The organism is Comamonas piscis (genome assembly GCF_014109725.1).
GTDB lineage: Bacteria > Pseudomonadota > Gammaproteobacteria > Burkholderiales > Burkholderiaceae_C > Comamonas > Comamonas piscis.
Genome location: NZ_CP058554.1, coordinates 2425989 through 2438534, shown reverse-complemented (window position 1 = coordinate 2438534; position 12546 = coordinate 2425989). Strand labels below are relative to the sequence as shown.

The following is a 12546-nucleotide window of genomic DNA, read 5'->3' as shown; positions in this document are numbered from 1 at the left end:
TTAGGGACTGACTGGGAGTTGGCGCCTTTAGCCCCAATAGTTGTCCGACTCAAGACGGCAGAGGGCCGCTATGCAACGATCGCTGCTGCTCGGTTCCGTAGGACAACCTACTTATTGCGGCGAAACAGCAGACATTCCGAACATCAAGACTGTTGCTCCGTGTATGGCAGGTTTCCGCCGAGTGGAAGTCGGATCTCCAGAATGCACTTGGACATACCCGAGCATGCGAAAGTTTTTTGCGGTGGTAATTCACTATGCCAGTCTTTAGAAAAAAATACAGTTGCTAACACTGTTATATTTGATCCAGTTTTTTCTATGGCTGGATCAAGAGGGGCTACATGGCAACTGTAGAAGCAGAGCATCAGCGCTTTATAGAACATCTTGCTGCAACTAGCTCACCAGCTAATGTGCAGCGGTTTGCCGAGTTGGTTCACCAAAACTTAGATGCATTGGCTGATGTTGGCATAGCTCGCAGAGCTAGGTCTGTCAAACTCGCTCCGATCGTTATTGACGGCATGCGGCTTCCGCTGCAAGTCAAACCGGTAGTTCGCCCCATAGGACAAGCGGTCCTGCAGGCTTTTAAGCTCACGGGACTTAAAGTGGGGCCATTTCGCGGATTCATGGCACAAGAAACGTTTGATCTTAGTCGAGACATTACACTCGTCTATGGTCCCAACGGAAGCGGTAAGACCAGTTTTTGCGAAGCGCTTGAGTTCGCCATGCTGGGCAGCGTTGGCGAAGCTAAAGCAAAAAGAATAGACCAAAAGACCTACTGCAACAACGCTCACGTCAAAAATCACGCCCCCCCACAGTTGACCGGTACGTTGCCCGAGGGAGGGACGTTTCGGATTCAGCCCAACGAAGCTGATTTTCGATTCTGCTTTATCGAGAAAAATCGTCTGGATGACTTTGCTCGAATTGCGGCGAAGACGCCTGGTGACCAAAAGCTTCTTATCGCCACGCTGTTCGGGGTTGAGCAATTCGCAAGCTTTGTTAAGGGCTTCAACACAGAACTGGATGGAAATCTAATGCTCTTGGGTCCAAAGGCTCAAGAGCTTGCTCAGAAAAAGCTCGCGCTCACTGCATCGAGTCAAGCCATTGAGCAGTTCGAGTTAAGAAAGGCTGCACTGAATGAGGAGGCCATTCAAGTGGCCGCACTCTTCGATAAAACAAAAACCTTCGCAGAGCTCCGTGTTTGGCTTCGCGGGACTGTGGAACTGCCTGGTCGGCTTGCTGAGGTAACGAAGGCTTTAGACAAGCCTAGAGTGAAAATTTCTAATATCACCGCAGCTGCCTTGCAAGCCTTTTTTGGCACTGTCAAAAGCACAGGAGTTCAGTTAGGTCAGATTCGCACTACGTTGCAACAACGCGCAGGAGAAGTCTCGTTTAGTCATCTCTACAAAGCCGTGAGCGAACTAGCTAATAGTGCCGTTGAATGTCCAGCTTGTCGCACTCCGCTTGACCGAGTGACCGTCAATCCGTTTGAGCGTGCCGAGCACGGCATGGCACAGCTTAAGGAGCTGAGTGACCTGCAAGATAAAGCGGCAGAGCTAAAAGAACAGCTTGCTGATCAAGCCCATAGGTTATTGCATGCAATGCATTCAGCAGCCATTGCTGCCAAGGAAGTGGCACCTAAGGATTTTGCCGCCGCTGCTCTACCAGAGTTGCCGGTCGAAAGTACCGGAAAGTGGATGACAGTTTGGACTGATGATGATAACCGTGCCTTCAATGAACTTCTTAAGCTGCTTGGGCTCGTTGAAACCTCTAACCAAGCTGCAAGAGATGAAGAAGCGAAGCGGATACTTTTAGTTCAAGAGAGAGAGCGCTTGCAGGACTTGGAAACATCGATCGCCAGACTAGAGTGGAGCTTTGAGGCGTTGAAAAAGGAATTCGAAACAGCCCAAGGTGTGATATCCAGCTTTGATGAGCAGAACAAAAAACTCATCGAAGAGGTCGAGACTGAAAATCTAGAGGTTAAGCACCACTGGGATGTTAAGGCTGCTTATGACGAGTATCTCACCAAACTCAAAGATTATTTAGGCGAACTACCTGCACAGCTCGTGATGGGGCTAGGAGCAAAGACGACGGAGCTCTACAACGCATTTAACCGTGGAGACCACCCCAACGACCAGCTGGTGACATTGACTCTGCCCCTGACGGAGAACGACAAGATCCTTGTTGAACTCGCAGGCTCTCCAGGCCAAAGGTTTGATGCGCTACACATCTTCAGCGAAGGGCATATCCGCTGCTTGGGCTTAGCTATACTGTTGGCCAAAAACCTTGAGCAAGGTTGTCAGGTCGTAATATTTGATGACGTAGTAAACGCAATTGACGACGAACACCGCGATGGGATTTGGCGCACATTTCTTGGGGAGGGGCGCCTAGACGGCAAGCAAGTAATCCTAACTTCTCATGCCGAAGAATTCCTGATGCGAATCCAGCAGGAGCTGGGTGCAAAAATGGCTTCTGAGATAAGCCGCTATCACTTCCTTCCTCATTTAGGCGAGTATCAGCTTCGAGTCGACACGACTCCTCCCAGCAAGAACTATTTACTGGTTGCGCAGGACGCTGTAGTTAATCATCAAAAGCGAGATGCACTTCGCGACGCGAGAGCTGCACTTGAAAGCCTGACCGACCGAATTTGGAAATGGCTTGGTAAAGCTGGAGATGGTTCGATTGATTTAAAAATGAACAGACCAGGTGCTCCGATCGAGCTTTACAACAAATGCACAAAGCTCGTCGCTGCTTTGAAAAAGCAGCAACTTGCGGCAACGCACACAGCAGCAGAAGAAATGATTATCGGTCTATCCGGACTACTGGGCATTAGTGGACAGTCAATAGAATGGTATTACCTAAATGCTGGAACCCATGATTCAACTCGAGCCCATGATTTCGATATCGCGACCGTCAGAACTATTGTTGCCTGTTTGAGCACTCTAGACACATCACTTCAGAAGGCAGCTAAGCCCGACAAACAAGCGACTAATATCTAGATTCCAGAAACGGATTTATACTCATTACTTGGTAAAATTTGCTAATCCAGTCGCTTTCTGGTACCAATTTTTTTGCTTAGTTTGACACTCTAAAATTGCATGATCATGTTACAGTGCGACTTAGACTGTTGCAAGTAACTACAACAAGCAGCCACTCTATCAATCATCTTTTGTGTTTACTATTAAAAATTGGGATTAAGAAATTCAGTATCATGTAAAATCTGCAGCAGAAAATTTACCTACTAAACTAAAATTCATAGAATAATATCCAAACTCTAATTCTCAATTTTCTAGTTGAAAATTAAAAAAGGACGGAGATAGCCAATCATGGACTATTCGAAATTTAGCTGGCAGGAATTCGAGTTGCTCTGCGCCCGGCTTTTACGGGCTTCAGGATATACACTCGAGCGACAAGTGGCACGCAATCGGGACATAGGAGTCGACTTCACGTTCACTGATTCATCGGATGAATCATGGGTTGTCGAAGTGAAACACTTCACTCGACCTAGAACAGGGACTACCATACTCAGGCAAGCAGCTGTTCAACTCAATTCTGCAAAGCAGTTGACTGGTGCAACCAAGGGTCTGCTGATCATCTCAATGCCGCTACCGCAGAACCTCAAAAACGATATCGAAGCACGTGAGGGCATCAGGATTTGGGACTCTCGCCATATAAATAAACTCCTGGCTAATAATCTAGAAATTGAGCAAGACTTTCTAATGCTCATGGATGCCCAAGCTGTCGCACGTCGTGGTTTGGATGAACCCTCACCACTTGATCCACGTGCACAAGAACTGATTGGTAAGCTAGAGGCACTTCCGCCAGGAAAAGAGACATTTCGTGAATTTGAGGACCTCTGCGTGGAGATTCTGAATTATGCATTCTTTCCACACTTAGGTGTTCCATCCGTGCAAAGCAGGACCGAGGATACCTTAGATATTAGAGATGCCGTCTTTCCAATTACAGGCGAGCATCCCTTTTGGCAAGAAATCCGGAGAACTTGTTTTACCCGCTTCATGGTAGCCGAGTTCAAGAACTATACGAAAAGCATTGGGCAGCGTGAAGTAGAATCTATTCAGCAGTATCTTTATTCGAAGGCTATGCGTATGTTTGGAGTATTGTGCAGCCGGAATCAACCCAATGATTCGGCGCTCCTAGCGCGGCGGCGCGCATGGGTTGAGAGTAACAAACTCATACTTCTGCTTTCTGACGATGAACTCAAGGATCTTGTTCGCGCAAAGTCCTATGGCGAGAATCCTACAGATGTTTTAGACGCACAGCTGGGTGAATTCTTTCTCAGACTAGCTCCGTGAACACGACGCCTATCCATCATCCTTGTGGATCGGCTCCACATCTGCCGAATTCAAACGCGAGGCGCCATTTCATATGGAATGCACCGAAAGAAAATTCGCAAAGATTCATGCAGTCCATCCAAGTACCTTCGCTCATTTTAATAATCGAGACATCTATGAGGAAGATTTGTTTTCGTTCTTTATGCACTGCTATCACATACGAGGCTGGATCATTCTTAAAAATAAATTTAGCGTAATGTCAAGCATGTTGATAGCTTCATAAACTCGAATCGATGTCTTTAACTCGGGGCAGATCTGTGAAATTGATCAAAGCACTGAAAACTCGACAAAGCAGCCAGAAGCGGAAGTCAATCTCATGTCTCTATTAAGACCTGTGAGGCGTCAACCTGGGGCACTGGCCTCAGTGGAAGTGAAGTTCTCAGGGGGAAGTTCTTGATCGTCACTTCAAAGGGTTTCATAGACGCCTTTCAGCTTGCGGAGGAGTGCATGAAATGTTGGCGGAAGTTCGTTGCTGACTAGAAGTGACTTTCAAGCATCAATCAAGGGGATTGCCAATTCCTGTGAGTACTTTTAGGTGTAGAGCGAATCTAAAGAAAGATTCAGTGCAGGGGTTGTTTGTTGTTGCAACATTCATCAACATCATTGAGTTGACCGACTGCATCAGCAGCAGCCACGACTTACAAGGCTGCGTATGGCGGCGCGAAGGTACTGAGAACACCGCAAACTAGCCGCTTACACAAGCGTGCAAAGGAGAAATGCGAGTTCCTCAAGGCTTCTAAAAGCGCATGCCAAAAATTCAAGCCCTGTCGCAATGAAATTAACTATCTCCAGGCACTGACACTTGACGACCCAGGCTGAGCCCCGAATCGGCCACTCCGGCTCAGCCCTTCCCCCAATCACCTGAGCGACACCCCCCCTCCCCCGCATCAACCCCCTTGAGTCCTCCGCCGTTATTCGCTAATATTTACTTGCCGACCGGTAAATTACTAGTATTCAACCAGGAGACCCTGCATGGCCTACAACACGCTCATCGTCGATATCAAGGACAAGATTGCCGTTGTCACCCTCAACCGCCCGCCCGTCAACGCGCAGAACAAGGAGTTCCGCAACGAGATCATGGAGCTGTTTGACGAGCTGTCTGACCGCGACGATGTGGCCTGCATCGTGCTCACGGGCACGGGCAAGGTGTTCTCGGCCGGTGCCGACATTCGTGAACGCCCCAACCTGGCGGGTGAACCCGGTGCCTATGGCCGCCACAACCGCCTGGTGCGCGAGTCGAACAACGCGATCATGGAATGCTCCAAGCCCATCATTGCGGCCATCAACGGCCCAGCGCTGGGGGCTGGCTTTGGGCTGGTGATGGCTTCGGACATCTGGGTGGCCTCGGAAGACGCCTATTTCTCGATGCCTGAAATCAATGTGGGCCTGGCGGGGGGTGTGACCTTCTTGCAGCGCTATTTCAGCCAATCGCGCGCACGCCGCATGTTCTTTACCGGCATGAAGGTGTCGGCGCAAGAGATGTACCGCCTGGGCCTGATCGAGGCCTGTCTGCCCGCTGATGAGCTGATGCCCTATGCCATGGAGATGGCGCGTGACATCGCATCCAAGAGCCCCATCGCCTTGCGCCTGGCCAAGGAAGCCGCGCGCATGACCTTGCTGATGCCCACGCGTGATGCCTACCGCTATGAGCAAGGCAACACCGTGGCGCTGTCCAAGACCGAAGACACGCGCGAGGCGCAGCAGGCATTTTTGGAAAAGCGCGAGCCGGTCTACAAGGGCCGCTGAGACCAGCGGGGTACCGCTAAGCGCCGCTGACACAGGCCTTGATACGTTGTTGCCTCGCTGGCTGCGCCCTGTCTTGTGCGGGGCGGCGAGCCTCAACCGCAAACCTCCGGTTTGCTGGGGCCCTGTTAGCGGCCCCCAATCCCACATGCCGAGAATCATCGATCACTGCCGCTGGCCCAAGGCTACAACACCCGGGCAGCGCAGCCTTTGCGGCCCCCTGACCGCGTCGGGCTGGGCCCGATGGATGGATGATTTTCGTTGAACTATGATGGTGCCACCGCCCAGAAGCCACAAGCTGCAGGGTGCGGATCGACCGTCTCCCGGGCGATATCAGGGCAAATAAATTTTGGTGACTATGCAAAAAAACACGACGAAACCCTCCGACGCCCCCGAAGAAGGCAGCAGCACGCGCATGCGTGTGGAAGACCGGAAAGAGCAACTGATAGAAATAGCGATGCGGCTGTTTGCCACCAAGGGCTTTGACGGCACCTCGCTGCGCGACATTGCCGAAGAGGCCCAGATCACCAAGGCCGCGCTCTACTACCACTTCCCCAACAAGGATGCGCTCTACGAGAGCATCCTGGTCGATGGCATGCGCACCCTCGTCAACTACGTGTCTGCAGCCATGGGCAAGGTGGCCAGCCCCGAAGGCAAGGTGCGCGAGTTCATGCTGTCCTCGGCCGACTATATGGAGCGCAACCGCGACTCCTGGATTGCCGGCTCCAACATGTTCTGGTTTGGCGACAACGCCAAGCCCCGCCCCGAGAACCTGGCCCTGCGTGACGAGTATGAAAAACTGCTGCGCGACGCGGTCAAACAGGCCATTGACAGCCAGGTGTTCCAGAAGGTGGACCCCACCATTGCCAGCCGCATGCTGCTGGCCGTGCTCAACCAGCTGCCCCGCTGGCACTCGCCCACCGGGCGCTTGAGCACCCGCCAGGTGGTGCAGCAGTACATTGACATGATTTTCCAGGGGCTGCTGGCTAGCAATCCAACACGCTAAAGCTACTCCCCATCAAGAGCCGCTAACACGGCCCAGCAAACCGAAGGTTTGCGGTTGAGACTAGGCGTCCTGCCGCAGGCAGTACAGTAGTACGACAAGGCAGGGCAACGACGTATCAAGGGTTGTGTTAGCGGCTCTAAACAAGGCCCAGGCGCTGCAAACGCCTGGGCCTTGTTGCTTTGGTCAGCTATTAGAAGCTGTGGATGATGCCCACCCGGTAGGCATTGCTGTTGCCGTTGTTAGTAAAGCCTGCCGCGGTTACCGCGCCGGTCAAGGTGTAGCCGGCGCCGTTCTTGTTCTTCACATAGCCATAGTCCGTGTACAAGGTGGTGCGCTTGGACATGGGGTACAGGTAGGCCACGCCGTACTGGCGCGCATCGCGGTTCAGCGGGCCGGTGTCGTTCAGGTCGATGGCATTGAGCAGCAAGGTGCCGGGGCCGAGCTTGACCGAGGCGCCGATCGAGAAGCTGCGGTCGTCCTGGCCTTCGTAGTAGCCCACGGAGGGGAAGCCGGCGAGCTGGCCGCTGTTGTCCAGGCCCGTGTTCACGGTGGGCGTGATGGCCGCGCCGGGGTTCTTGAAGGTGGCGAACGAGCCAAACAGCTTGAAGGCCTTGAAGTCATAGGCCAGCGCCGAGTTGAAATAGCGCGTCGCCGATCCATCGGTGGGGTTGGTCATGCGCGTGGCCGATACGGCTGCGCTCCAGGCATCGTTCTTGTAGAACAGCGCCAGGGTGTACTGGTGGGCCCGGTGCTCGATGTCGATGTTCTGGCGCGTGTACTCGCTGATGGTGTAGGCCGCCTTGCCGATAAAGCCGCCAAACGAGGGGCTTTGGTAGAGGATGTTGTTGTTCTGCCGGCCGGGCGATGGTTGGATGCCTTGCAGGTTGCCGCCGCCGCCCAGGCCAAAGGGGTCCCCCACGGCCTGCACTTCGGTCGGCAGCGATGCCAGGGTACGGCCCATGCGCAGCTCGCCAAAGTTGCCGGTCAGGCTGATCAGCGAGCCCCGGCCAAAGGCCTTGGCGCCAAAGCCCTGGTTTTGCTGCTGCGCGCCGTTGGAGGTGTTGATGCCCATCTCCAGCTGAAAGTTGGCCCGCAGGCCGCCGCCCAGGTCCTCGCTGCCCTTGAAGCCCAGGCGCGAGCCCATCATGTGGCCGCTCTCCAGCTTGGTGGCGCGCTGGCCTTGCATGGATACGCTGGCCACGCTGCTGTCGATCAGGCCATAGACCTGTACCGAGCTGCTGCCGCCTGATGCCAGCCCGCCGGCCGGCGAGGTGATCTGCTTGAGCTCCTGGGTCTGCGCGGTTTGCGCCGCCGCCCCCCCGGCCGCCGTGGTGGCGATGAGTGCTGCGAGCAGCGGATGAAGTCTGGGCTTGTTGGCTTTCATGGTTTGTCTCCTGTAGTACTTTTGGAAAGACGTGGTCGGGCCTGGCCCCATGCACGACCACGGTGAAAACGCTTTGCTGTTTTTTTAGACCGAGCAGATCCCCACCGTGCTAAACGGCGCAGTGAGAAAGGGAGTCCCTGCAGTCAGATGCAGGGGCAGAGGGGGCGGACGCGATCCGCCAGATGGAGCGCGGTTGGCGGCGCGGCTACGGGCTAGCGGGCATGGCCACCTCGCGCATCAACGCGTACCAGGGGTCGTCAGGCGCCCTGGCGCCAATAGGCAGCCGCCGGCCAAAGCGCGTGGCTTCGTCCTGCGTGGGCGCGGCCCAGATGTCCTGCCAGTCATAAACCACCACGCGCTTGGCCACCCGCCATTCGCGCGCAGCCGTAGCCGTGGCGCGGCAGGTGAACAGATCCACATAGCGGCCGCACAAGAAGGTGGCGCGCGGCGCGCCAGCGGCATCGGTGTCGGTTTGGTAAGCCAAGAAATACGCCTCCACTGCGGCGGCATCGCCGTTCAGGTGGATGGACAGGTTGGCAATGTTGTGGATGTAGCGCCCCTTGGCCAGCTGGGGCAGCGCTGCCTGGATAAAGCCTTCCGCACTGCCTTGGTAGGCGCCATGGCGGTCGGTGGCATCGGGCCAGTAGGCAGCACGCAGGGCCGCTTCGTCGCCCCGGTCAATGCCACGGCAGTACGAATAGAGGGCTTCGCGGATCGCCTCGCGGTCGCTCAGTGCCTGGAGCCGCGCCTCCAGCTGGGCCAGCCTGGCTTCGCTGCTCATGGCTGTGCCTCCTGCTGCGTCTGCGCGCGCAGCTCGATCACCGCATCCAGGCACATGGCGCCCTGGGTGCGCACCATCAGCGGGTTGATGTCCACGCTCTGCACCCGGTCGGCATGCTGCATCGCAAACTCCGACAGCCGGCACAGCGCCTGCACCAGCGCAGCCTCGTCATACTGTGGGCCGCCGCGCCAACCGCGCAGTAGCTGGCTGGAGCGCACGGCATCGACCAGCGCCTGGGCGCGGGCTGCTGTGAGCGGTGCCGATGCCAGCGCCACATCCTGGAACAGCTCCACCGCCGTGCCGCCGCTGCCATACATCACCATCTGGCCAAAGGTCGGGTCGCGGTGCAGGCCCAGGATCACCTCCACGCCGCCACGCAGCATCGGGGCAATCAACACGCCCTCCAGGCGGGCATCGGGCCGCGCGGTACGGGCGCGGTCCATCAAGGTGCCAAAGGCGCGGTCGACGGCAGTGGCATCTTGCAGGTTGAGCATGACGCCGCCGACCTCGGTCTTGTGCGCGATGTCGGGCGAGACAATCTTGGCCACGACCGGGAAGCCTACCTGCGCTGCGGCAGCGGCAGCCTGCGCGGCACTGCTGCACAGGTGCTCGGGCGGCACCGGCAGGCCGGCGGCCGCCAGCGCACGCTTGGCGCCGCTTTCGGTATGCACATCGTCCAGCGCCAAGGCGGGCGCGGCAGGCTGCGCGCTGCCTGGCAGCTGGTACAGCGCCTGCCAGCGCTGGCGGATCTTGGCCAGGCCCGCAACGGCGCGCACGGCGCGGGTCGGGTCCTCAAACACGGCTACGCCCTGCTTCTCCAGCGCGCTGCGCACCTGGGGCAAGGCCAGCATCACCAGAATGGTGAGGCGCTCGCGGTGCTGCGCGGCCAGTTCCGCAATCTCTTGCTGGGTGCTGGCAAAGCGCTCGGGCGACAGGCCCACATGGGCCAGGTAGCCCAACACTGCGCCGTAGCGCGTGTGCTCCAGCATCACACCCAGCGTGCGCGAGGTGCCACTGGCCACCGAGGTGACCTGGGCCGTCATGTCCAACGGGTTGGCGGCCACCGCAAAGGGCAGCAGCGCCAAGGTGGCCTCCCGCGCGGTGGCGGGCAAGGGTGGCAGCTCCATGCCCTGCGCGCCCGCCTCGTCGGCCATCAGCACACCGATGCCACCCGAGCCGGTGAAGACACCCAACTCGTCATTGGCCGGCAGCACGCCGCTGACGGTGTAGAGGTAGGCGATGTCCAGCATCTCCTCGATGGACTCGGGCCGCAGGGCGCCGCATTCGCGGAACACCGTGTCGTAGACCTTGTCATTGCCGGCCAGCGAGCCGGTGTGGGTGGAGGCAGCAGCGGCACCCAGCTCGGTGCGCCCTACCTTCATGATCAGCACCGGCTTGCCGGCGCGGGCCGCCTTGAGCAAGGCGCGGCGCAGCCGGTTGCCATCGCGGCAGGATTCGACCGCCGCGCAGATGATGCGCGTGTCCGGGTCGTCGGCCAGGTAGTCGATGCTTTCGGCCACATCGACATCGGCCTCATTGCCGGTGGCGATGATCTTGCTGAAACCCAGTCCGCGCAAGGTGGCCAGGCCATAGGCGGCCGAGCCAAAGGCCCCGCTCTGCGTAGCCAGCGAGATGGAGCCTGGCTGGGGCTGGGCGCCGTTGAGAAAGGTGGAGAAGGTCGAGAAAAAGCGCGCCGGAACATTGAGCAGGCCCAGCGAGTTGGGGCCCAGCATGCGCACACCTGCAGCGCGGCACAGGCCGACAATGCGGTCCTGCAGCGCGCGGCCGGCCGCATCAATTTCGGCAAAGCCGGCCGTCATCACCTGGATGGCCTTGACGCCCTTGGCAATGGCATCGCGCACGGCCTCTTCCACCCCGGCCACCGGCACGCAGATGATGGCCTGGTCGACCGGGAAAGGGATATCCGACACCTTTTGGTAGGACTGCAGGCCCTGGATCAGCGCACCGCTGCGGTTGACCGGGTAGATGGGCGCGGCAAAGCCGGCTTCGAGCATGAAGCGCAGCGGGCGGCCGCCAATGCGCTCGGGATCGGACGAGGCGCCCACCAGCGCCACCGAACGGGGGTGGAACAAGGCGTCGAGGGACGAAGATGCGTGGCTCATGGCGGGTCCTCTCAGGCGCGGGCGGCGGTGGGTGCCGATTCAGCAGCCACTTCAGCCGCTATATCGGCGGCCATGTCGGCTGCCAGGCTGTCGAGCTGCTCGTAGCGGTCGCCCCACTGCAGGCTGCAGCCAATCGCATGCATGGCCAGGCGCGCTGCAGGCAGCTCGCGCGACATGCCAATGCCGCCATGCAGCTGGATGGCCGACTCGCCCACCTGGCGGGCCGCGATCGACAGGTAGTGCTTGAGCAGTGCCACTGCATGCGCATCGCCATCCCCCAGATCAAAGGCCACGACGCGCTCGCGCACCATGCCGCGCACGCTTTCATAGGCCACATACATGTCCACCGTGCGGTGGCGCAGCGCCTGGAAGGTGGAGAGCTGCACGCCAAACTGCTGACGCGTGTTCAGGTACTCGATGGTCTGCTCCACCATCGCGCCAATGGCGCCGACGATCTGCGCGCAGCAAACCAGCGCGCCCACGGTATTGGCGCGCTCAGCAGCGGCAACGGCCGCCCGGCCCCGTTGCAGCACGGCACTGGCGGGCAGGCGTGTGGCCTTCAGGGCCAGGTCGGCGGTCAGCCGGCCATCATGGCCAGCCCAGCTTTGCAGGCTGCCGCCCAGCTGATCGCGGCTGGCCAGCAGCAGCAAGGCTTCGCCGGCCGCGCTGCGGGCCAGGAAGAGCAGATGGCTGGCCGGCTCGCTCAGGTCGATGCCGCGCAGGCTGCCCTGCAGTTGCACGCCTTCGGCATCCACCATCGCCGTCAGGCTGCAGCTGCCGTCATGCGCAAACACCGGGGCGATGGAGACTTCGCCGGCCGCTAGCAGCCCCAGCATCTGGGCCACATCGTCGCGGCCGGGGATGGCGCCCAGCACCGCGGGCACCACGGCGCAGCGTGCAACCAGCGGCGTAGTCAGGCCATAACGGCCAGCGGCCTCTGCGATGGAGGCCACATCGACAAAGGAGGAGCCCGCGCCGCCACTGGCCTCGGGCACCAGCACGGCTTGCCAGCCGAGCTCCAGAAACTGCTGCCAGCTGTCACTGGCTTGGTCGGAGGGCTGGGCCTCGGTCAGCGTGGCATTGACCGCCGCGGCATCGGCTGCCACCCGCATCGTCGTGTCGTACAGGTCGCCCGGAAACATGGGAGAGGCTTGAAAAGGCAT

General features: G+C 58.1%; 8 protein-coding genes. 4 read left to right on the top strand and 4 right to left on the bottom strand.

Annotation, left to right across the window (positions count from 1 at the left end; genetic code table 11):
* Positions 1 to 338: 338 nt before the first annotated feature.
* From HS961_RS10865 to HS961_RS10850, 4 genes are all read left to right on the top strand, one after another.
* Complete coding sequence (locus HS961_RS10865; protein WP_182327825.1) at positions 339 to 2993, top strand: ATP-binding protein; 2655 nt, start codon at positions 339 to 341, stop codon at positions 2991 to 2993.
* 327 nt (positions 2994 to 3320) lie between these two features.
* Positions 3321 to 4307: a restriction endonuclease gene (locus HS961_RS10860; protein WP_182327824.1), complete on the top strand. Its 987-nt coding sequence runs from the start codon at positions 3321 to 3323 to the stop codon at positions 4305 to 4307.
* A gap of 1011 nt (positions 4308 to 5318) precedes the next feature.
* Positions 5319 to 6092: an enoyl-CoA hydratase/isomerase family protein gene (locus HS961_RS10855; RefSeq protein WP_182327822.1), complete on the top strand. Its 774-nt coding sequence runs from the start codon at positions 5319 to 5321 to the stop codon at positions 6090 to 6092.
* A 355-nt stretch (positions 6093 to 6447) separates the two neighbouring features.
* On the top strand, positions 6448 to 7095 hold the full coding sequence (locus HS961_RS10850; RefSeq protein ID WP_182327820.1) for a TetR/AcrR family transcriptional regulator: 648 nt from the start codon (positions 6448 to 6450) through the stop codon (positions 7093 to 7095).
* A 190-nt stretch (positions 7096 to 7285) separates the two neighbouring features.
* Here HS961_RS10850 and HS961_RS10845 read toward each other — a convergent pair whose 3' ends face one another.
* The 4 genes from HS961_RS10845 to HS961_RS10830 form a co-directional block, all read right to left on the bottom strand.
* Entirely contained in the window at positions 7286 to 8479 is a 1194-nt protein-coding gene (locus HS961_RS10845; RefSeq protein WP_182327818.1) for a porin, read from the bottom strand.
* Between the two features lie 205 nt (positions 8480 to 8684).
* Positions 8685 to 9260 carry a nuclear transport factor 2 family protein gene (locus HS961_RS10840; protein ID WP_182327816.1) on the bottom strand — a complete coding sequence of 192 codons (576 nt, stop codon included), beginning with the start codon at positions 9258 to 9260 and terminating at the stop codon, positions 8685 to 8687.
* Positions 9257 to 11383: an acetate--CoA ligase family protein gene (locus HS961_RS10835; RefSeq protein ID WP_182327814.1), complete on the bottom strand. Its 2127-nt coding sequence runs from the start codon at positions 11381 to 11383 to the stop codon at positions 9257 to 9259. The genes HS961_RS10840 and HS961_RS10835 overlap by 4 nt, the downstream gene beginning before the upstream one ends.
* An 11-nt stretch (positions 11384 to 11394) precedes the next feature.
* Entirely contained in the window at positions 11395 to 12546 is a 1152-nt protein-coding gene (locus tag HS961_RS10830) for an acyl-CoA dehydrogenase family protein (protein WP_182327813.1), read from the bottom strand.

What these genes read in the sequence shown, in the direction of transcription:
- HS961_RS10865 (WP_182327825.1), top strand. Translation starts at nt 339, where the DNA reads ATGGCAACTGTAGAAGCAGAGCATCAGCGCTTTATAGAACATCTTGCT.
- HS961_RS10860 (WP_182327824.1), top strand. Translation starts at nt 3,321, where the DNA reads ATGGACTATTCGAAATTTAGCTGGCAGGAATTCGAGTTGCTCTGCGCC.
- HS961_RS10855 (WP_182327822.1), top strand. Translation starts at nt 5,319, where the DNA reads ATGGCCTACAACACGCTCATCGTCGATATCAAGGACAAGATTGCCGTT.
- HS961_RS10850 (WP_182327820.1), top strand. Translation starts at nt 6,448, where the DNA reads ATGCAAAAAAACACGACGAAACCCTCCGACGCCCCCGAAGAAGGCAGC.
- HS961_RS10845 (WP_182327818.1), bottom strand. Translation starts at nt 8,479, where the DNA reads ATGAAAGCCAACAAGCCCAGACTTCATCCGCTGCTCGCAGCACTCATC.
- HS961_RS10840 (WP_182327816.1), bottom strand. Translation starts at nt 9,260, where the DNA reads ATGAGCAGCGAAGCCAGGCTGGCCCAGCTGGAGGCGCGGCTCCAGGCA.
- HS961_RS10835 (WP_182327814.1), bottom strand. Translation starts at nt 11,383, where the DNA reads ATGAGCCACGCATCTTCGTCCCTCGACGCCTTGTTCCACCCCCGTTCG.
- HS961_RS10830 (WP_182327813.1), bottom strand. Translation starts at nt 12,546, where the DNA reads ATGCCTTTTCAAGCCTCTCCCATGTTTCCGGGCGACCTGTACGACACG.